The organism is Sphingobacterium sp. UBA6645, assembly GCF_002455685.1.
Taxonomy (GTDB): Bacteria; Bacteroidota; Bacteroidia; order Sphingobacteriales; family Sphingobacteriaceae; genus Sphingobacterium; species Sphingobacterium hotanense.
The window spans coordinates 213,173-235,644 of the sequence record NZ_DKLH01000045.1 but is presented as its reverse complement, the minus strand read 5'-3'; the positions used below and the strand labels follow the sequence as shown (position 1 = coordinate 235,644).

Sequence of the window (22,472 nt, the reverse complement as noted above, 5' to 3'; positions counted from 1 at the left end):
AGTTTGATAAAGGAATTTTAAATAGCCCAAGATAAACTTTATGAACGCGCTTGCCTTTTTACTGGATCTGCTAATTCGGATGAGGTACTTTTTCAAAATAAGATGTTCTATTGAGGAGCTAATTTAGCTATCAATAGAACATCATACAATCCCTATAAGTGGGTATTTTAATCTGCCGTTAGGAATACGGCATTTGCCATAATCACCTTTCCATTTTCCCAGAAATTACGGAACAACACATTATCGGTTAAGTAGATGACAGAACCCTGCCCTACTTTTTGCTCCGCGAATACTAGCCCATTCTTTAGTTTTTTTGCTAGATTGTTCCCCACGAAGCCGCTCATTTTTGCACCTTCGTTGATATAGCCGACGTTCCAACCTTTGCCTGCCTCGAAGTATTGGTAAAGATTTGCATCCTGTTTCAAAGTGAAGTAATCTTTGATACCGAACATCAAGGGATGCGAGTTGTCAAATGTTACTTTATAGATGGCTCCGGCCGTGTATTCTTTTAGCGATTCGCGCTCGCGATCGCTATATTTCCGCAATGGACTTGCTTTGCTTTTCGCCACGGAGTCTTGCTTTAATGGCTTCAAGGCACTCCACTCCTGCGAGGCTAACTGCCCGACTGCAGATTCTAGCGCGATGACTTTTCCTCCTGCACTTAACCAGGAAGCGAATCGTGCGGCTTGCGCTTTATCTTTGAGAAAAGGGTGTGTACCGTTTGCTAACACCACCACATCGATCTCGTCCCATTTAACGCGTGAAAAATCTAAAGGATTAACCAGGGCAATTGGATAGTCTAATTGCTCATCAAAATAATGCCATACCTCGCCAACATTGGTAGCACGAAGCCCTTCACCAGCAAACATCATGATCTTCGGTGCTTTCAGCGTTTTCACGTCCGAGCTTCCCAAATCCTTGCCGCCTTCTACAATTCCTGAGCTTAGGTTATACACTCTCACTTGCAATCGATCGGCATTTTCTTTCAATAGCTGATCTAGCTTAACTGTCTGGTTGGCATTCTTCATAATCAGGATAGAGCCTTTGGGAAACTCTTCGCTTCCAATCTTGAAAGATTGTTCGGAGGATTTTAAGTTCACTTTATTCTTCAACAAGGCAGCAGTTAGCTGTGCTGCAGAGAAACCATCCCATTTTATGGCGTAACCAAACCCAGCGCTGCTCTCATTGCTGATCTTGGCAAGCTGATAGGGTTTTAAATTGCTAGTTTTGGTGTGAGAAGCGATCGCCGGGATGCCATATACGTACGGCAACGACCAAGCTGTAATATCATAAGTAACCGAGTCTGTTAACTTAGCTTCCGGTTCAAATAGAACGCGTATTAAGGCTGCCTTCGCTTGATTGCCCGGGATCACGACATCATTGGCTGTTAAGCTATGCGATTGCTCTTTCTTGCTGAAGTAATCTAAGCCTTTCACGGACCCTACCGAACTGTAATAGTTGATTTTGTTCTTATCAAGGAGGTTCAATAACGCTCTTATTCTTCCATCGCTGGCCTGATCATATTTGAGTACGTAGGTATGATACGAAGACAGTTTTCCAGCAATAGCATCGTCACCAAACTTCTTGAACTCTTGAACTACCTTTTCTGCGTTTGCAGAAACGACATCGACCACATTGAGTCCGGAGGCATGATGCTGAATAGCGCGATCTACTAAGGTTAAAGTATCGCGGTCGTCCATGTAGACGCCTAAGCCAGCGGATCCATTTCCCGCCTTCTCATAGGTCATGCCGATAGACCCTGAATACAAGGGATAGGTGTCTCCGTAGGACGGATAGAATAGGTCGAAGCGCTCTTTGGTAAAGTATAGCCAGCCTTTGGAGTCGAAATAATTTGCATTATGCTTTCCTATGGTCGTCTGAAACTCCCGTTGCCATGGGGTAATGACCTCATGGAAAGGTTCGGCAGCCGGTGGAAAATAATATGGCGAGTTGATTCCTTGCTCATGAAAATCGACGTGGATATGTGGGAGCCATTTATTGTAAATAACGGCGCGCTGCGTGCTTTCCGCCTGTGTCTGCCATGCCCAATCTCTATTCAAGTCGAAGTAATAATGATTATATCGACCACCAGGCCAAGGCTCGCGGTGCTCGCGGGCATATAAATCAGGATTGTAATTCTTGCCGACCACGCCATTATGGAAGTTCGCATAACGCTCTGTGCCATCCGGGTTTAAGCATGGGTCGATAATGATTAAGGACTTATCTAACCAGGCTTTTGCCTTCGTATTCGCAGGGTTCACTAATTCAAATAGCGTCATCATCGATGCTTCGGCCGACGACGTTTCATTACCATGCACGTTGTTGCTCATCCAGATAATAGCGGGAATATTGGTTTGTCCAGCTCCTTCTAGAGCATGCGCCAATCGAAGATTATTGGTTCGGATATCTTCGAGTTTACTGATGTTGCTCGCTGATGAGATGTAATAAACACGCATGGGACGTCCTTCAACGGAAGTGCCATAGGCTTCTGATTTCACTTGGTTGGGGACCTGCTGAGCAATATGGTCATAATACGCCAGGATTTTCCAATGGGGAGTCACGCGGGTTCCGACTTGATAGCCAAGAAACTCCGCCGGTGATTTTATCTGCGCATAGCTCAAAGAACAGCATGCACATAGCAAGCAAAGTATAAAATTCTTCATACGAGTAGGTTAATAAGCAATATTCATTTGAATATTTAGGACTTGAAATTAACGATTTACGCGCTATTTTTGCTAATTTCCATCTCATTTATTTCAATCTACCGATTATGTCACATTTAGAAACGGACCTTATACATCAAGGAAGAGCCTTCAACGATAGTAAAGCGGTTGTTACGCCTATATATCAGACCTCCACTTACTACGCTGATGAAGACTTGCAGCAGTATATCGTTGCAGCGACAGAAACTAAACATCCTACATTCTACCATCGCCATGGCAATCCAACGAACTCACAGGCTGCGGCAATCCTCGCCAGCTTAGAGAAAACTGAAGATGCTTTATTATTGGCGACGGGAATGGCAGCCATCAGCACCGCTATCCTTGCCGTAGTAAAACAAGGAGACCATGTGGTCACTCAAAACTCGCTTTATTCGGGCGCGATGCTATTCTTTAAGGAATTCCTAAGCGACTACGGCGTAACAGTTACGCATGTTGATCAAACGGATAATGCAGCCTTTGAGCATGCAATTCAGCAGAATACGAAATTGATTTATGTGGAAACGCCTTCCAACCCAAACCTTGATGTGACCGACTTGGAATATATAGGGCAATTGGGTAAGAAACATGGAATTACCACCATGGTCGACAATACCTTTGCTTCGCCTATCAATCAAACGCCTTCAGACTACGGGATTGACATCATTGTGCATAGCGCGACGAAATACCTTGGCGGCCATAGTGATTTAACGGCGGGTGCTATATGTGGCAGTAAAGAGTTTATTCATAAGGCATGGCGCAGGTCGCTGGTTTTAGGCGCTTCCCTCAGTCCATTTGACTCTTGGCTTCTGCTTCGCGGCATGAAGACTCTTTCTATGCGCGTAAAACAGATCAACAGCAATGCTCTTGCCCTCGCCAAATGGTTTGAAAAACATCCTGCGATTAAACATGTCGCTTACATCGGTTTGAGATCGCATCCGCAATATGAATTGGTGGCTGAGCAGATGCGTGGCGGAACAGGTATGCTTTGTATCGAGATTCTCGGCGATGAAGATCAGGCCTATCAGCACGCGCAGCAAGTTTTGAATAAGTTACAAATCTTTGCCAATGCGGCAAGCTTGGGCGGTGTGGAATCTTTAGTGGTGCATCCTGCAAGTATGTGGGGCAGCCATCATGATAAATCGCAAAAGAAAACCTCGGGAATAACGCCCGGAATGTTGAGAATATCGGTAGGGATTGAGCATATCGATGATTTAATTGGCGATTTTGAAGGCGCTCTGGAAGGGATAGGATAAGTCGAAAAAAGATAAATAAAGGGATTGGCTGAAATAGTCAATTCCTTTTGTGTTTTCGGAGGGGAATAATATTCTTTGCATTTTATTAAAATTGAATTAACAATTCGTTTATCTTTAAAATGTTTCTTTGACCAAGAATAGCCTAGCCAAGAATGAAAGCACATGATTTAGATCTTAATGACTATCAATTTCAACTTTTTCAAGATGGAAATGAAAAAGTATTTAAGTTGGTCTTTGATCGATATCACAAGATTCTATTCCGCTACACCTACACCACGTTAAACGACGTTTATAAAAGCGAGGAAATCGTTCAAACAGCATTTATTCAATTGTTTAAGAATAAATCACGTATCAGCAGTGCTGATGCCTTATACCCCTACATTTTTGTTATTACAAAACGATTGGTTGCCAAAACCTTCAAAGAACAAATCCTCAACCTTACGGATCAATTGGAACGAAACAAACAATTGGAAGTCCCGTGTGAAGAGACAGAACAGGAGTTGAAATCAAGAGATCTTAGGGGCATTCTTAATAAACTGATCGATCAATTGCCTCAGAAGCAAAGCGAAATCTACCGATTGAGTAAACTTCAAGGCTATTCTTATGAGGAGATTTCTTTGATTACCGGGAGTTCTCGGAATACGGTGAAGAACCAGCTCATTACCGCATCGAAAAAAATCAAAAGCAACCTAGAAAAACTATATCTGCTTATTTTTTACTTTTTTTTCATGTAGACTAGTCCTTTTTCTTTTTCATCGCCTTTATAGAGGAAAAGAAAGACCAATTGAAAAAAGAGGAACTAAAAGGCTTAATCCAAAAATATAAGGACAATCAATTAACTGCAGCTGAGTTACAGCGGCTTAAAGAATTTTTCCATACGCAAGAGTTTGACTCTGTTTTTGATCAGACTACCGAGGAATTATTCCTTGAGCGTGGTGATTCTACTGTGGGTGTTAATTCTGAGCAAATTTACGACAACATATCTCGGGAAATTCACCCGCACAAAAAGCAGCCATACAGATTAAGAAACTGGCTTTATATATCGACTGCATCTGTTGCAGCCGCAATTCTGCTATCCTTTTATTTGAATCCATCTATTCTTTCGAAGTCAACTGAGGAAGCTGCTTTAGCGAAGCAAGAACAGATGGCCATCCTTCCTGGCGGTGCGAAAGCGAAGCTGGTATTAGAAGATGGTAAGATTGTCGATCTTGCTAATTTAAGTACAGACACGACATTACAACTTGCTGGCTATAAAATCTACAAAAATGCCAAAGGTGAGCTTACTTATACATTGACAGACGCAAAGATTGCTTCAACGGGTCTTTACAATACGATCGTCACCCCCAAGGGTGGGGAATATAACCTGCAGCTTCCCGACGGCAGCAAGATATTTGTAAATGCCTCCTCGACGATTCGATACCCCCTACAATTCGATAAAGCAAAGCGAGAAGTAGAACTTGATGGAGAAGCTTACTTTGAGGTAAAACAAATGATTCAAAATAATAACTCGATTCCCTTCATTGTAAAAACCAGGGAACAGACGCTCAAGGTACTCGGCACCTCATTCAATATCAACTCTTACAGCGATCGAATCGAAACTACCTTGGTAGAAGGAAAGGTTCAATTAAGCTATCCAAACAAGAAAGGGGGATTGCTAACCCCTAATCAACAGAGCCGTTATCATTCCAGCCAAGGGGCATTTGAAATTAAAGATGTCGATCCATTTTACACTATCGCATGGAAAGATGGAAATTTTGCGTTCGAAAACACATCGTTGAGTACGGTTATGAAAGATCTAGAACGTTGGTACGATGTAGAGATTGAGTATCGCGGTAACTTCTCGAAGATTAGGTTTTCAGGAACAATCTCAAAGTACGAGAGTATAGATAAAGTTTTAAGAGCCATAGAGCTCACAGGAAGTGTGAAATTTAAGATTCAAGAAAGGAGGATAATCGTAATGAGCTAAACTTACTTTTTCACATTTATCGAAAAAACAGGAGCGTTAGGACCGCCCCTGAAAAATTGATAAATAGTTCGACTGATAGTACGCTAAATATTAACTAATCAACCGATTTACAAATGTATAAAAAAAACAAAATTATCTCCTGCATGGGAGATATTGTGCATCGAAAACCTAATTATCTATCGATGAAACTAGCTATTGCCCTCATGTTTGCCTCTGTGTTTCAAGCTAGCGCTTTCACCTTCGGGCAAACGGTCACTTTAAAGAAGAAGAACGTTAGGATAGCTAATGTTCTAAAAGACATTCAAAAGCAAAGTGGTTATAACATCTTCTACGACAGTTCATTTTTCCCGAGCAATTTGTTAGTCAGCGTAGATTTTGACAAAAAGCCCTTTGACAAAGCGCTAGAAAGCTTATTAAAGGATTATTCGATCGATTACAACATTGTTGATAAGAATGTGATCTTACGCCGGAAGCCTACAGCTTCGAGAACTGTCAATACTATTTCAAAAGCGACTTCTTCAATACAACAATCTCTGATTCGCGGAACAGTGAAGAGTGCCGAAGGCGAACCTCTTTCCAATGTATCCGTAACGGAGAAAGGCGGCACTGCCAGTACGATGAGTGATGAACAAGGAAACTTTGAAATTACTGTTTCGAAAGCAGATGCTATCCTTGTAATCAGCAATATAGGCTTTGAAAAACAAGAGATTGCTCTGACAAATCGCAGTTCGGTACAAGTGACGCTTCAACCTGCTATGACCGAAGTTGATGAGGTTGTCGTAGTAGGCTATGGTGAACAGAAAAAAGTCAACTTAACGGGCGCTGTAAGCCAAATTTCCGGAGAAGAATTTGAAGATAGACCAGTTACGCAGCTTACGCAAGCTCTTCAGGGAAATGTTCCCAACTTAAATATTGCTTTCGGGTCCGGACAGCCAGGAACCAGCGGTTCTGTTAATATCCGAGGAAACACCTCGATTAATGGTGGTGAGCCCCTAATCCTTATCGATGGTATCCTAGGTACACTGGACCGTGTCAATGTCAATGACGTAGAATCGGTGACTGTTCTTAAAGATGCATCGGCAGCTGCAGTATATGGCGCTAGAGGTGCTTTCGGTGTAATCCTCGTGACTACGAAAAAAGGAAAAGTCGACGGCAAAGCATCTATTGATTATTCCGCAAACTTCGGATTTACGACGCATGCTACCAATACTGACTTTATCACTTCAGGATATTGGAATGCGAAAATCAACGATGATGCCATGTACAATGCCTTAGGTTATCGGACAACCCGATATACCGATGAAGACTATGAAGAGCTGCTGGCCCGCGTGAATGATAAGACAGAAGACCCTTCGAGACCATGGGTTGTCGTGAAGAAAGATGCGAGTGGAAATGATATCTACCGTTACTATGCAAATTTTGATTGGTTCAACTACCTTTACGACGACAATCGTCCAAAATCTGATCACAATCTTTCCTTGAGCGGTATGTCTGGAAAGACGAGTTATGCGCTGTCCGGTGCGATATCGGATGAACAAGGTATTTTTAATATACAACCGGATAAATTCAAGCGCTATAACTTAAGAGCGAATATATCGACGGAGATTAGACCTTGGTTGACCGTGAGCAATGGTACCCATTTCTTTAAATCTTCCTACGATTGGGCGGGACTCTCGACTAACTTCAGTAAAGTTGCTAACAACGTAAGCAACAGTCCTACCTACCACTACCACGCAATGTATGTACCTAGAAACCCGGACGGAACACTGACTGGTTATTCGGGAATCAACAGTTACCCTATTGGCTATGGCCTTCACAATGCTTTAGAAAGTGGTACAATGAAAGGATATAGTAATGGTACAGAGTTTACCAACAAGACCGAAGCCATCATCAACCTTGGTCATGGCCTGACATTGACAGGTAACTATTCCTACCGCGAATACAGAGGGGAAAACAGTTATCGCCAGACCAAACAGTATTATTCGAAATACCCTGGCGTCATGGAATTGTCTTCGTTAGGAGCTTTAAATCAAGATCGATTGACGGAAGCTATGACTAAATACTCGTGGCATTTCATTAACGTCTTTGCGAACTATCAAAAGAGCTTTGGCGATCATAACATCGTTGCGATGGCAGGTTTCAATCAGGAAGACCGCAAGTATAAGCGAATTGGCGGGGTGGGACAAGACCTTTTATCCGAAACTTTGAACGATCTGGATCTGGTTATCGGAGAAAAGCAATTCAATGCCGGAGCAGATGAATGGGCCGTTCGTGGTGGCTTCTATAGATTAAACTACGATTACAAAGGCAAATATCTATTCGAAACTAGTGGCCGTTACGACGGTACCTCGCGTTTTCCAAAGTCAAGTCGCTTTGGTTTCTTCCCATCCTTCTCTGCCGGATGGAGAGTTAGCGAAGAAGCTTTCTTCCAACCGATCAAGAATACTATCAATAACTTGAAAGTTCGTTATTCATACGGTTCTCTAGGAAACCAGGAGGTAGATACCTACGCTTACATCGCGTCTATGGGAACAGGACAAATAAACTATCTAGTCGATGGGCAAAAACTGAACGTGGCGTACAATCCGTCCCCAGTTGCGCCATCGCTAACATGGGAAAAAATCACAACGAGCAATGTAGGTTTAGATTTCTCGCTCCTAAACAACCGTTTAAGCGTAGAATCCGACTATTATGTTCGTAATACGATTGGCATGTTAAGTATCGGAGAAACGCTTCCAGATGTATTCGGCGCCGGCGAACCCAAGGTCAATGCAGCCGATTTAAGAACAAAAGGTTTTGACCTATCGCTTACTTGGCGCGATCAGTTGAACTTAGCTAGCAAGCCGTTCAAATATTCTGTTCGAGCAATTCTATCTGATTACACATCCGAAATCACCAAATTCAGTAACCCTGCCGGTCTGCTGAATACCTATTATGAAGGTCAGCAATTGGGTGAAATATGGGGATATCGCTATGATGGCTTCTTCAAAACAACCGAAGAGGCGCAAGAATACGCTAAGATAGTTAATCAAGATCAGATCAATAGACGAAGAGTACAGGCCCCTACCGAGGATTTGCGTAGGTTACAAGCCGGAGACATCAAGATCAAAGATCTGAATGGCGATGGAATTATCAATGCTGGAAAGAGTACTCTATCAGATCCTGGAGATCGCGAAATTATCGGTAATAGCCAACCACGCTATTCCTACGGGTTAACACTTAGTGCCAACTGGAATGGAATCGATGCTTCCATCTTTTTCCAAGGAATCGGTAAAAGACACTGGTATCCAAACCTGGAAGCACAAGCGTTCTGGTCGGTATACGCAAGACCATATGATTCATTTATCCCAAGCGACTTTCCAGATAAAATCTGGTCGCCGGAGAATCCGGATGCCTACTTCCCGTTTTTACGTGGATATACAGCGCAGAATTCCGAGCTATCGGTTAATAACGACATGTATCTACAAGACCTCTCTTACTTAAAGATTAGAAACTTAACGGTGGGATATACTTTCCCAACCAGCTTAACGAACAGAATTCACGTTAATAAATTTAGATTGTTTATGAGCGGTGAAAACTTGGTCACATGGACGAAGTTGAAAACCGATTACATCGATCCTGAGCAAGTGATGACAGATAATACAGGTAGAAGCTATCCGATGGGTAAAGTTGTGTCTTTCGGTGCTCAATTATCCTTTTAACTATTAATAGATTTTGACCAGTATGAAAACCAGAAAAATATTACCTATTATAACCTTATTCGGATTGCTGACGGCATGTAATGATGATTACTTAGAGCGTTATCCACTATCCGAATTGGCCCCAGAGAACTATTTCTTAACCGCTGCGGAGCTACAAAATTATACGAATGCGTTTTATGAAGAGCTTCCAGATGCATTGTCCATTCACTATAATAACCCGAGGCAAGCGGATGATGAAGCACGCAATACGCTAGCTGCGGAAATACAAGGGACTCGCGAAACCCCATCCAGCGGCGCCGGCTGGGATTGGGCAGAACTACGCCAGATCAACTTCTTCTTAGAAAATTCACATAAATGTACCGATGAAGCAGCACGTTTGAAATACGAAGGTGTCGCACGCTTCTTCCGCGCGTATTTTTACTATGAAAAGGTTGTTCGCTTCGGTGATGTGCCTTGGTACGACAGCGTCCTTGAACTTGACGACGAGGGACTATTTAAAGCGAGAGATTCCAGAAAAGTGATATTCGAAAAAATGTTGGAAGACATTGACTTTGCGATCGCTAATTGTCAAACTGAGAAAAGCACCACATTGATCACCAAATGGACGGCGCTAGCTTTCAAATCAAGAATGTGTCTTTTTGAGGGAACATTCCGCAAATATCATGGTTTAGGCGATTGGGAAGCAGTTTTGAACGCTGGCGCTGCTGCAGCAGAGGAACTCATGAACACAGGACCTTTTAGCATTTATAAAAGCACAACAGACAAAGCATACCATGAACTGTTTATCGCTGAGGATGCCATTGCTAGCGAAATGATTCTGGCAAGGCAGTACGATGCATCCGTACCTTTTGTACATTCTGCCAACTTCTATATTCTTTCAGCGTCTTACGGAAGACCAGGCATGCAAAAATCATTAGTCAACAGCTACTTGATGAAAGATGGATCGCGCTTCACCGACCAAGCGAACTATCAAACGATGCAGTTCTACGAAGAAATGCAGAATAGAGACCCTCGCTTGTCGCAGACCATTCGTACACCTGGATACAAGAGAATCGGTAGCAACAGCACCTCTGTTCCTGACTTTGCTACCTCAGTAACGGGATATCAGTACAGTAAATATATCTTGGCGCCGGCTTTTGATGCTGGACAATCAACGAACGATATGCCGATTTTTCGCTATGCGGAAGTCCTTTTAAATTATGCTGAAGCAAAGGCAGAACTAGGAACTTTAACGCAGGCTGACATCGATAAGAGTATTAAATTAATACGTGATCGTGTCGGTATGCCGAATCTGAACCTTCAAGCTGCCAATGCAAATCCAGACCCTTATCTTTTATCGGAGTATCCCAATGTTACCAAAAGCAGTTTCACGGGCGCTATCCTTGAGGTTCGCCGGGAAAGACGTATCGAGCTCGTAAAAGAAGGCCAACGTTATAATGATCTAATGCGCTGGAAAGAAGGCGCGCGCTTATCGAAGAGATTCTATGGGCAATACTTCCCGGGGGCTGGTGAGTATGACTTAGATAAGAATGGTACGATTGATCTAGTGATCTACGAAGGTACTGCACCATCGAGAAAACCAGGCGTCCAATATCAAAAACTTGGTGAGTTAGTGCTTGAGAATGGCAATAAAGGCGGACGTATCGTCAATCTCCCAGACATCATCAAAAAATGGGATGAAGGAAAAGATTATCTCTACCCTATTCCAACTCAAGAACTTGAATTAAACCCTCAGTTGAAACAAAACCCAGGATGGGCATCTTCAGGAACATAGAACTCACAAAAATGAAAAACATCGTAAAATACTTATCGATTATCGCTATTGCTTGTGTATCCACACAAGCAGTAGCTCAAAAAAAGATTAAAATCTTATCTTATAATGTGCTATACGGACTGCAGAAGGATTCTACAGCCAACATCGATCGCTATGTCGAATTGGTGAATGAATTAGATCCGGATATAGTCGCTACCCAAGAAATGAACGGTTGGAAGCAAAAAACATTGGAAGAGTTAGCAAAACGCTATAACCACCCCTATGCTTTGCAATCAAAAGAAGAAGGCTTCCCGACCGCACTTACTTCGAAAAAGCCAATGGTCAACTTCAAAAAAGTAACCGAGAATATGTGGCACAGCTATATCTATGCGAAGATAGAGGGAATACACATTTTCGTAATCCACTTCTCGCCATTTAGCTATAAGAAACGTTTGGAAGAGGTGGAGAACATCATTGCACAGACCAAAGAGCTCAATCCTAAAGAACCGATCCTGATGATGGGCGATTTCAACTCCTTATCTGAATCTGACAGCAAAAACTATGACCAGGCGGTGCTAGCATCCATGAAGGAACAGGAAATAAAGCGCGAACAGGTTCGCAATCTGAACAATGGGGCGATTGATTATTCCGTGTTAAAAAAATTGGAAGACGCAGGATTTTATGACTCCTACAAGGTATTGAACAAGAATTTTGAAAGCTCCGTTCCAACCTTCAAAAGTGGGGAAGCTAAGATTAAGCAATCTAATGCAGGAATCGGAAAGCGAATAGACTTTCTTTGGGCAAACCAAACAGCAAAGAAGATGCTTACCAAGAGTATTGTACTCAAAAATGAGAAAACACACATCATTTCCGACCATTACCCAGTATACGTTGAGCTAGAGCTACGCTAAAAAATATCAACAAGCTCCCTTAGAAGAAAACATCGCTAAGGGAGCTTATTTAACAGTTCCTTTCGGAAAACCATCGAATCCTTATTAAGCCATTATTACAGCCAATGGCTATACAAAATGACCATAGCTTGCTTGCACCAACCTCGCCAATTCCTCTACCGGAATTGAAGGCTGATGTTCCCCGGTCACAAACCAAGACCTATTCGAAGGATCGAACCTAAGTTCGTAAGAAATTCGATCATCCTCGGTAATATTAAAACCATGGCTCTTAAGATCATATGTTGCATGGAAAGTGATCGTCCGATCTGAAAGCTGCTTCTCAAATATTCTAGTTAAATCCATAAACGGTTTTATATTTTTTTGTTTTTTACATGTTCATTTGCACGATAGGCCGAAAGATAAAAACGGCACTTAGCAAGTTGATTTAAATTGAAGACACCATTAACAGCATTCACAAACACCATGCCCTCCCTTATCCGATATGTGCAAATGCTAGGCTAAATTACTTCCTTACCAAAATATGGTGTACAAGGCCGCTGTAATTCCCAATACCAGCAATGCGCCTACCGCAAAACCAGTCTTTGTCTTGAACATCGTTGTATCCACTTCCAATCCATTCGGAACTACGCCTCGTTTATTCTCATAAATACTGATAAAATACATTCCGATTACGCAGAACAAGAATACAAAACCAACGCGGTCAATAAATGGTATTTCATAAACACCATTCACCGGGATGGCGAACCCCGTAGATGCCAGAAAAGATAGATCCATAAACTGAGGCAAGAACTTTAGTACGATCGACATCAAGAACCCGCCAATGGTTGCAAACAGGGCGGCATTCGACGTCGTTTTCTTCCAAAAAAATCCGAGCAAGAACATCGCAAAGATACCTGGCGAAACAAAGCCGGTATACTCCTGAATATATTGGAAACCACCCTTCTTATCAATTCCCAAATGCGGTGCGATAATAATCGCTAAGATCATGGAAACGATGATAGTGATCTTTCCCACATTCACCAATCTCCGCTCCGAAGCGTTCTTATCGAATATCTTTTGGTAAATATCTAGCGAGAAAATCGTCGCAACCGAGTTTGCTTTGCCGGCAAGCGATGCCACAACAGCAGCCGTTAATGCCGCAAATGACAAACCTTTTAGACCTGTAGGCAACAAACTTAGCAACACCGGATAAGCTCTATCCGGATTAAGCTCCCCGCTTGCCATCATTTCCTGTTGGAACAAGCCATCATTGTACAGCACGAATGCTGCAATTCCAGGTAATACCACAATGATCGGCATCAATAACTTTAACACCGCTGCAAATAATAGCCCGTTTCTTGCTGTTCCTAGATCAGCTCCTAATGCGCGCTGCGTGATGTATTGATTACAGCCCCAATAACTAAGATTGATCACCCACATACCACCGATCAAGACACTTAAGCCCGGAAGATCGATGTAATTCGGATTATCAGGTTTTAAGATCATATGGAAATGATCGGCAGCTTTTTCATGCACGATATTGAAACCCTGCAGGATCCCCTCGCCACCAAAGTGGTCAGAAACCAGATTTAAGGCAAGATACGTGGTAGCAAGCCCACCCAGGATAAGGAAAAATACTTGGATGACATCGGTATAACCAATTACTTTCATCCCCCCTAAGGTGATAACGATGGCAAACACCGCCAATCCGATCATACAAAGTTGAAAATCTAAACCCGATATACTCGACACCGCCAATGCCCCTAAAAACAAGATAGAAGTAAGGTTGACCACGATATAAAGCAATAACCAAAAGACCGCCATAATCATCGAGACCGTTCCATTATACCGCACATTCAGGAACTGCGGCATGGTGAATATCTTGTTCTTAAGGTAGACAGGCAAGAAAAACACCGCAACGACAATTAGGGTCGCAGCAGCCATCCATTCATAAGTCGCTATCGCCAACCCGATCTTAAAACCCGAGCCGCTCATACCGATAAACTGCTCCGCCGAAATATTGGACGCTATAAGCGAAGCTCCAATTGCCCACCAGGTTAATGATCCTTCGGCAAGAAAATAATCCTTAGAATCGCCTGAAGCTGATTTCTTTTTATAATAAATGTAAAGTCCATAGCCCGCAACGATAGCGAAATAGCATAGGAATACGATATAATCTTTAGTTTCCATGGATTATTGAACTGAGAATTTATAAACAGATTTGGTCGAATAGCTGTCGCCGGGATTAAGGATGGTCGACGGGAAATTAGGTTGGTTTGGCGAGTCCGGGAAATGCTGCGGCTCCAGACAGAAGCCCGTCCTGAAACTGTCTTTATTGCCGTTCTTCAGGGTTACTTTTTCTGCCATAAAGTTTCCGGAGTAAAACTGAATGCCCGGCTCTTCTGTATAGATATCCATCACAATGCCAGACTGATCTCCAACAACCTTGGCAGCATGATTCAGACCGTCGACTTTTGTGCCATTCAACACAAAATTATGATCATAGCCTTTGCCAAAAGTCAGTTGCTCATTAGCAACTTCAATGTCTTTACCAATGCTTTTCGCGCTCGTAAAATCAAATGGCGTTCCTTTAACCGAACTAATCGCTCCAGTTGGAATCAGTGTGCTGTCCACCGGGGTTATCTGATCCGCAAATAGCGTCAATTTATGATTCGTAATGGAACCACTACCCTCGCCGTTTAAATTGAAATAAGCGTGGTTGGTCAGGTTGATAACCGTCTTTTTATCAGTCGTTGCATGGTAAGCAATCGTCAGTTCACCATGATCAGACAGACTGTAAATCACTTCAATTTTAATATTACCAGGAAAACCCTCGTATCTATCGGGCAAGGTGTGCGAGAAAACAACGCGTTTCTCGTCGGTTTGTTCAGCCTCCCAATTCGCAAAATGCAAGCCCTTAAATCCACCATGCAGAGTATTCTTTCCATTGTTCGTAGGCGTCATGTATTGCTCCCCATCAATGCTGAACTTCCCGTTTGCAATTCGGTTACCGAAAGGGCCAACTATTGGTCCAAAGTAAGGCTCTTCGGGATTGTTATACAGCGAAGCCTTGCTAAATCCCAAAACAACATCAGTCATAGCGCCATCTTTATTCGGAACTACAAGTCCAACAAGGCGGGCGCCAAAATTGGTCAAATAGGCAGTCGCTCCCTTGGCGTTCTTTAAAATAAATAATCTTGCGGCCTTACCGTCTATATCTTCATTAAACTGCGCGGAGTCGACTAGCTCTTTGCTCGCCGTGGGTGATGGGCTGGTTTTATCTTGTTTTGTACCCTGCTGGCAAGATAGTAGAGCCAACAAAGCACAACCCAGGATTAGGTTGATTAGTTTCTTATTCATAAGATTGTTTATAATCGTGTATCTAATATACGACTTCCGTTCCATTATCAATGCCGACGAAAATAGCCGTTAATTCCAAGTCAAATTTCGAGCGGTAATCTTCGGACAAGGCTTCAACTAATTGAGGGCCAAATCCCTTTTCTACGATATTGATGGTGCAACCACCAAAACCGCCACCCATCATTCTTGCCCCCTTCACCTGTTCAAATTGCTTCGCCCGGTCCACTAGGTAGTCTAGTTCGGCACAGCTCACCTGATAATCCCTGCTCAATCCCTCATGCGCTAGGAATAACTGCTCGCCAAGGGCAGTAATATCGCCTGCCTGTAAGGCTTCGCATGCTTTATTTAGACGTTCATTTTCTTCTAATACAAATCTAGCCTTCGCATAGGCTTCCGGATCAACAGGCTTTACCAGTTCGTCCAACTGCGCTATGCTGACGTCGCGCAAGCTCTTCACCTGCGGGTATCTAGCCTGCAGCAGACTGACCGCATGCTCGCAAGCATGACGACGGTCATTATATGCAGAAGATGCTAAAGCATGCTTTACATTGGTATTAAGAAGCACAAGCTCATGGTTCCCCAAATCTAAGGGCACGTAGGTATAGCTAAGGTCGCGACAGTCCAAACGGATTACATGAGCTGCCTTACTCAATACCGAGGCGAATTGATCCATAATCCCACATTTCACCCCTGCATAGGTATGCTCCGCCATTTGCCCCATTTTAGCAATGGTGACGCGATCAAGATTCAGCCCATACAATTCGTTCAAAGCATAACCCGTTGCACACTCTACTGCAGCCGAGGACGATAAACCCGCCCCTACAGGAATGTCTCCGTCGATATATAAGTCAAAACCAGATAGGCTTAGCCCCTTATCCTGTATTTGCTGCACTACGCCCAGTATATAGTTCGGCCAACCTTGCGCCGTCGGCGCGAGGTCTTTCATTGAAATCGCAAAATTCTCATTAAAATCTTTCGCATAGAGGTTGATGAGATCATCATCGCATTTCCCAACGGCTACATATACCGCTTTATCAATTGCTGCGGGCAGTACAAAACCCTCATTATAATCTGTATGCTCGCCAATAATATTGATTCGCCCCGGAGATTTAACAACAAGGTCAGGATTCTTTCCAAAAACTTCCTTAAAACGCGTTTCGAGTATATGCTTATCGATCATCTATTGAGCCTTATAATGTGGGTAGTACTTTGTTCTTTAATGATTTCTGCTGCACGCTCAGCGGTGATATCTCGCTGTGGATTGGCCAACATCTCATAACCAACCATAAACTTTTTAACCGAAGCAGACCGCAATAGTGGTGGATAAAAGTGCATATGCCAATGCCAATGCTGCTGATCTTCACTATTGACAGGAGCCTGATGCATCCCGGCAGAGTATGGAAATGATGTTTTAAAAATATTGTCGTAACGGACTGTGAGTTCCTTTATGGTCTTGGCAAGATCTTCCTTTTCCTGGTCAGTAAACTGACTAATATCTTGTACATGCCTTCTCGAGACAATCATCGTTTCGAAAGGCCAGGATGCCCAATACGGAACCAGTGCCACAAAGTGCTCATTAGCGATGATCACGCGTTCATCTTTTCGCTCTTCTAGATCTATATAATCGGCAAGTACACTCCTTTGATGATCTTCAAAGTATGCACGTAGCTGTATATCTTCTTTTATAATTTCTACAGGAAGGCTACTCTGTGCCCATATCTGACCATGCGGATGCGGGTTGCTGCAGCCCATGATCGCCCCTTTATTTTCGAAAATCTGTATGTATTTGATCCAATCATTGCGGCGCAATTCCACAAACTCCTGCTTCCATAAATCCACGACCTTTTTGATATCCTGAACTTCCATTTCTGGCAAGGTAAGATCATGTCGCGGACTAAAAGCAATAACTTTACAGATTCCCCGCTCGGTCTCCGCAATCAATAGACCATCCTCATCGATGAATGTGCTTTGCGTATCAGGAAGCAAGGCAGAGAAATCATTTACAAAAACAAAACTATCCTTATAATCCGGATTTAAGGTGCCATCAGCACGTTGATTTCCGGGACATAAATAACAGGTAGAATCATATTCCGGACGTTGATCTGCAGAGGTTTCCTCCACTTGCCCTTGCCAAGGCCGTTTACTTCGATGCGGGGATACCAGGACAAATTCACCCGTCAGTAAGTTTAATCGTTTATGTGGATTTTCGTTTATTGTTGGTTCAGGCATGGGTTTTTGCTCTTCTTTTATCTAAAATACAAAATACAATGATAAGTCGAAGAACTAAGTGTTTATTTCACACTTTAGTAGTAGTTCGTATTTACACAGCACATAATGCAGATGCTTTTGTATGGAGCCCTGCACCCTGTTTTTAGGCGTACCATCAAAACAAATATTTCTTCGAAGGGAGAGCCAATCTTTGCTTCAGCAAGAGGAATTTCTTGACAAATTATCCGATAAACTTGAAACTCCTATTTTGGATCTCAAAGAATTTGACTACGCGATGAATTGTTAAGCATTTACGCAACATGAGTCACCTGAATTACACGCATCACTAACTTGGAAAGGCAATCCCCAAGATTGGGTGATTTTGTTATTGGTAAAATCTCCAGGCGATTTGCAATGGGGAGATGCTGGAGATTTGTTTTTTGTAATCCACAAAAGCGATTTGGCTAAAATAGACTTCAGCAAATATTTGTCACAATAGAAAGTAGTTAGCAACTAAATAACTTGTGGGCAACAACTAAAAAGCAACTACAGTCATGCTTTTCAATTGTTTCTGTTGAATGATTTACCGCTTTAATTGTTGAAGAGATGTTCCCGAGATAAACAATCCGAGACGCTGTTTTCAATTGGCCTTTGCAAGTTCGTGCCCATCTTTTAGAACCTTGCCTAGAAGAAATCGGTGCTATATTCCGCTATAATAGTCATGAATTAAACCCAACTACACCCATATTACCTTATTGACTTTAGAGAATATTTTCCTATATTCAACTCAACTAAAAAGTGTTAGCAAAATAACAGCTAACGCTGCTAAACCTTAATTATCATATCATTCTTTATCTAATGAGTGCTTTTCAAATAAAAGAAAACCCAGAAGTTTATGATGCTATTGTTGTCGGCTCGGGTGCTGGTGGTGGCATGGCGGGCTATATTCTAGCGAATGCTGGTTTGAAGGTATTGATGCTGGAAGCCGGTCGTTTCTTTGACCCAGCCAAAGATGCCTTACAGATGCGCTGGCCTTGGGAGTCTCCACGTCGCGGCGCATCGACAACCCGTCCCTTTGGCGACTTTGATGCTGCCTATGGCGGATGGCAACTCGATGGTGAACCCTATAGCACGGTCGCTGGAACCGAATTCGAATGGTTCAGAGCGCGAATGCTCGGCGGAAGAACAAACCATTGGGGCCGTATTTCCTTACGTATGGGTCCTGACGATTTCCAACCTACGGACGGGATCACCGACCCCTGGCCCATCAGCTATGAGGAAGTGAAACCATTTTACGACCGAGTAGACCGTATGATCGGCATCTATGGAACTGTTGAAGGGATTCATAACGAACCGGACGGAATCTTTATGAAACCGCCAAAGCCTCGTTTAAATGAACTCTACATTGCCCGCGGAGCTCGCAAAGCAGGAGTTCCTGTTATTCCTGGCCGGGGCGCTGTCCTTACCGAAGCCTCCTCCGAGATCAAAGGCCGAGGAACCTGTTTCTACTGCGGACAATGCGGAAGGTCCTGTAAAGTCTACGGCGACTTCTCCTGATCCTCCTGTCTCGTTATACCGGCTATGAAAACCGGCAATCTAAAAGTCATCGATAATGCGATGGTTCGCGAGGTGTTGACCAACGATGAAGGACTGGCAACCGGAGTTTCCTATGTGAACACCAGTGACTTACAAGAATATACCGCAAAGGGCAAAACAGTTATTTTAGGAGCCAGTGCCTGCGAAAGTGCGAGGCTGATGCTCAACTCGAAGTCCGCAGCACATCCTGCCGGTGTTGGAAATAGCAGTGGACTGGTCGGCAAGTACTTACACGATTCCACCGGAGCCAGCTTATCCGGCTTCCTACCACAGTTATTGGATAGAAAGCGCTATAACGAAGATGGCACGGGCAGTGTACATATTTACTCGCCATGGTGGGGCGACCATAGCAAACTCAACTTTCCGCGAGGCTATCATATCGAATATGGTGGCGGGATGCGCATGCCATCCTATGGCTCTTTCAACGGTGTGCCGAGCATCAACGGAAAAGTGCCTGGCAAAAATGGAGAAACAAAAGATGCCGGAGGGTATGGTGCTTCATTGAAGCAAGACTATCGCCGGTTCTATGGTGCAAACGTGGGGATGGCAGGGCGTGGCACGGCTCTAGCCCGCAAGGATAACTATTGCGAGATTGATCCCAGCCGCGTCGATAAGTTTGGAATCCCGGTACTGCGCTTCCACTATAAATGGGCAAACGAAGAAATAGCGCAGGCGAAACATATGCAGGAGACTTTTCAGGCGATCATGCATGAAATGGGCGCTATCCTCACTTCATCTATCCCTGGTGCAGATACCCTATATGGCTTAGAAGCTCCCGGAAAGATTATCCATGAAGGCGGCACGACCCGGATGGGGAATGACCCGAAAACATCCGTCTTGAATAAATGGGGCCAGGCACATGATTGCAACAATCTCTATGTAGTTGATGCGGGTCCTTTCGTGCAACAAGGCGATAAGAACCTGACCTGGACGATCCTAGCCTTATCCATGCGTACGGCAGAATACATCTTAGAACAAAAAAACAAATTAAACAGCTAATCGAGCGATGAACAGAAGAGATTCATTAAAAGCCTTAGGGCTTATTGCTGCAGGCTCTAGCGTAATGGCAGGAGCATGTAAAGACGATAAAACAAATGCGAAGAATGCTACGGTAAATGCAGGCGATAAACTTCCGGGTGTGCAAGACTTCGAACATGAGCGCACGCAGGAACTCTTGGACGAAACCTTCTTTACTGAACATGAAATGGCGACCATCACCGTGCTTGCCGATATTATCATTCCAAAGGATGAAATCTCCGGATCTGCCTCTGAGGCCGGTGTACCGGCTTTCATCGAATTTATGGTCAAAGATATTCCACGCAATCAGGTACCGATGCGTGGCGGATTACGTTGGTTGGATATACAGTCGCAGAAGCGTTTTTCCAACCCGTTTATCAGATGCAAAAAAGAAGAACAACTGGCCTTAGTCGATGATATCGCCTATCCGGAAAAAGCAAAACCGGAGATGATGCAGGGCGTGGCGTTTTTCACTTTGATGCGCAATTTCACATCCTCAGGCTTCTTCACCAGCGAAATGGGAATTAAGGACTTGGGTTATGTCGGGAATAAGCCCAACCTGTGGAACGGTGTACCGGACGACATCATGATCGCTCATGGTTTCGACCCTACAAAATTTCTGGGCTAGTCGTACAGTTTGAAAGAACGAACAGGGATACCCTGTTGGTTCTATTTTTCATGTTAACTATTTGATTCCTCCTGCTCGATTTATTATCTGGGGAGATTATTCAATTTAAATTTTGCTCCTCCTATGTTTGTATAATATAATCTAAGTGAAGAAGAGCGAGAGCAGATTTTGCTTTAAATAGCCTTATGGTATATTCAAGAAAAGAGACTGCCTCCTCTTCTTTAACCTTTTAGAATCTGAACAGAATGTAAGGAATTTGCTCATTATTATGAGTCTTATAGCCAGTATATCCAGTCTGGAGAAAAGATGAAGAAAGGTTATCACTTACCTAAACCATATAAGATGAAGGTATTATTAAATCAGACAGTAGGAATTGATGTTGCACAAAATGAATTAGTTGTATCGCTTGGTAGAATGGATGAACAGATCAGCATAGAAGTCTATGCCTACAAAGTATTTCCCAATACTAAAAAAGGGTTTTCAAGTCTTGTCGCCTGGGTAAATAAACAGACATCAACTAGAACAGAAGTACGGTATGTAATGGAAGCAACAGGAGTTTACCATGAATCCTTAGCCTACTATCTTTACAGTATTCGAAAACAAGTCAGCATCGTTTTGCCAAACAAGATCAGTAATTATGCAAAAACACTTGACATAAAAACCATTACTGATAAGAGCGCTTCACAAGCGATTGCTAGATTTGGTTTAGAAAGGCAATTGGAAGTGTGGCAACCTCCTTTAAAAATATTTAATGATTTGAGACAGCTTTGTCGGGAACGTGAGCAGCTTGTACATGAGCGTACAATGTTGAAAAATCAACTGCACGCGGAACGTACTTCTGCAACTTCAAGTGAAAGCTCAGTTAATCGAACTAAAAAAAGAATAGCTCTTATTGATTTGCAGGAAAAGGAGATTAGAGGCGAAATTGCTATCCTCATCAAAGGAGATAAAACTCTAGTAGAAAAGATGAAAATAGTATCTTCAATTCCGGGAAGAGGAAATCTGACTGCTGTAACAATTATCGCCGAAACCAACGGATTCGAGTTAATAAAGAATAAAAGACAGTTGGTTAGTTATGCAGGATTAGATGTAAGAGAAAAGATATCTGGAACTTCAGTGAAATCCAAACCCCGAATATCCAAGCGTGGTAATCGGAATTTAAGGAAAGTAATGCACTTTCCTGCACTGGCTGCAATAAGAACCGATGAAAGGTTTAGAGATATTTTCTTAAGAATAGTTTCAAGGCATGGAATTAAAATGAAAGCTATAGTTGCCATCCAAAGAAAACTGCTGGAACTGACTTTTATCTTATGGAAAAATAATTCCTATTATAATTCAGAGCACGAGTATCAAATTATTCCATTTCAGGAAGTATCATTATAAAAAAGGGGAAGTTTA

16 protein-coding genes and 1 pseudogene are annotated in these 22,472 nt (G+C 42.9%); 11 read left to right on the top strand and 6 right to left on the bottom strand.

Annotation, left to right across the window (positions count from 1 at the left end):
• Positions 1-167 precede the first annotated feature (167 nt).
• A complete protein-coding gene (locus tag B2400_RS08320) occupies positions 168-2,663 on the bottom strand; it encodes a M14 family metallopeptidase (protein ID WP_293932543.1) in 2,496 nt (831 codons plus the stop codon).
• Positions 2,664-2,770: 107 nt separating this feature from the next.
• Between B2400_RS08320 and B2400_RS08315 the strand changes: the two genes are divergently transcribed.
• The 6 genes from B2400_RS08315 (at position 2,771) to B2400_RS08290 (ending at position 12,286) form a co-directional block, all read left to right on the top strand.
• Positions 2,771-3,955, top strand: coding sequence for a trans-sulfuration enzyme family protein (locus B2400_RS08315; RefSeq protein WP_293932541.1), 1,185 nt, complete (start codon positions 2,771-2,773; stop codon positions 3,953-3,955).
• Between the two features lie 152 nt (positions 3,956-4,107).
• The gene (locus tag B2400_RS08310; RefSeq protein WP_286650122.1) at positions 4,108-4,689 is read left to right on the top strand and encodes an RNA polymerase sigma factor; all 582 of its coding nucleotides are present in this window, start codon (positions 4,108-4,110) and stop codon (positions 4,687-4,689) included.
• A gap of 50 nt (positions 4,690-4,739) precedes the next feature.
• Positions 4,740-5,921, top strand: a complete 1,182-nt coding sequence (locus B2400_RS08305; RefSeq protein WP_293932539.1) for a FecR family protein — start codon at positions 4,740-4,742, stop codon at positions 5,919-5,921.
• A 182-nt stretch (positions 5,922-6,103) separates the two neighbouring features.
• Positions 6,104-9,622, top strand: a complete 3,519-nt coding sequence (locus B2400_RS08300; RefSeq protein ID WP_293932537.1) for a TonB-dependent receptor — start codon at positions 6,104-6,106, stop codon at positions 9,620-9,622.
• Positions 9,623-9,644: 22 nt separating this feature from the next.
• The gene (locus B2400_RS08295; protein ID WP_293932535.1) at positions 9,645-11,396 is read left to right on the top strand and encodes a RagB/SusD family nutrient uptake outer membrane protein; all 1,752 of its coding nucleotides are present in this window, start codon (positions 9,645-9,647) and stop codon (positions 11,394-11,396) included.
• Between the two features lie 11 nt (positions 11,397-11,407).
• Positions 11,408-12,286: an endonuclease/exonuclease/phosphatase family protein gene (locus B2400_RS08290; protein WP_293932533.1), complete on the top strand. Its 879-nt coding sequence runs from the start codon at positions 11,408-11,410 to the stop codon at positions 12,284-12,286.
• Between the two features lie 108 nt (positions 12,287-12,394).
• Here the strand turns inward: B2400_RS08290 and B2400_RS08285 are convergent, their stop codons facing one another.
• The 5 genes from B2400_RS08285 to B2400_RS08265 form a co-directional block, all read right to left on the bottom strand.
• Complete coding sequence (locus B2400_RS08285; protein ID WP_293932531.1) at positions 12,395-12,628, bottom strand: hypothetical protein; 234 nt, start codon at positions 12,626-12,628, stop codon at positions 12,395-12,397.
• A 168-nt stretch (positions 12,629-12,796) separates the two neighbouring features.
• The gene (locus B2400_RS08280) at positions 12,797-14,455 is read right to left on the bottom strand and encodes a sodium/sugar symporter (protein WP_293932529.1); all 1,659 of its coding nucleotides are present in this window, start codon (positions 14,453-14,455) and stop codon (positions 12,797-12,799) included.
• A 3-nt stretch (positions 14,456-14,458) separates the two neighbouring features.
• Positions 14,459-15,625, bottom strand: coding sequence for an aldose epimerase family protein (locus B2400_RS08275; RefSeq protein ID WP_293932527.1), 1,167 nt, complete (start codon positions 15,623-15,625; stop codon positions 14,459-14,461).
• A gap of 22 nt (positions 15,626-15,647) precedes the next feature.
• Positions 15,648-16,805 carry a galactokinase gene (galK, locus tag B2400_RS08270; protein WP_293932525.1) on the bottom strand — a complete coding sequence of 386 codons (1,158 nt, stop codon included), beginning with the start codon at positions 16,803-16,805 and terminating at the stop codon, positions 15,648-15,650.
• On the bottom strand, positions 16,802-17,854 hold the full coding sequence (locus B2400_RS08265) for a UDP-glucose--hexose-1-phosphate uridylyltransferase (protein WP_293932523.1): 1,053 nt from the start codon (positions 17,852-17,854) through the stop codon (positions 16,802-16,804). Before B2400_RS08265 ends, galK begins: the two co-directional genes overlap by 4 nt.
• Positions 17,855-18,155: 301 nt before the next feature.
• Here B2400_RS08265 and B2400_RS17885 point away from each other — a divergent pair.
• The 5 genes and pseudogenes from B2400_RS17885 to B2400_RS08245 form a co-directional block, all read left to right on the top strand.
• A pseudogene (locus B2400_RS17885) lies at positions 18,156-18,332 on the top strand (DUF1963 domain-containing protein); the annotation flags it as partial.
• A gap of 359 nt (positions 18,333-18,691) precedes the next feature.
• Entirely contained in the window at positions 18,692-19,390 is a 699-nt protein-coding gene (locus tag B2400_RS08260; RefSeq protein ID WP_293932521.1) for a hypothetical protein, read from the top strand.
• A 15-nt stretch (positions 19,391-19,405) separates the two neighbouring features.
• On the top strand, positions 19,406-20,428 hold the full coding sequence (locus B2400_RS08255; RefSeq protein WP_293932761.1) for a GMC oxidoreductase: 1,023 nt from the start codon (positions 19,406-19,408) through the stop codon (positions 20,426-20,428).
• A gap of 7 nt (positions 20,429-20,435) precedes the next feature.
• Positions 20,436-21,074, top strand: coding sequence for a gluconate 2-dehydrogenase subunit 3 family protein (locus B2400_RS08250; protein WP_293932519.1), 639 nt, complete (start codon positions 20,436-20,438; stop codon positions 21,072-21,074).
• 342 nt (positions 21,075-21,416) lie between these two features.
• Positions 21,417-22,457, top strand: a complete 1,041-nt coding sequence (locus tag B2400_RS08245; RefSeq protein WP_293932516.1) for an IS110 family transposase — start codon at positions 21,417-21,419, stop codon at positions 22,455-22,457.
• The last annotated feature ends 15 nt before the right edge of the window (positions 22,458-22,472 follow it).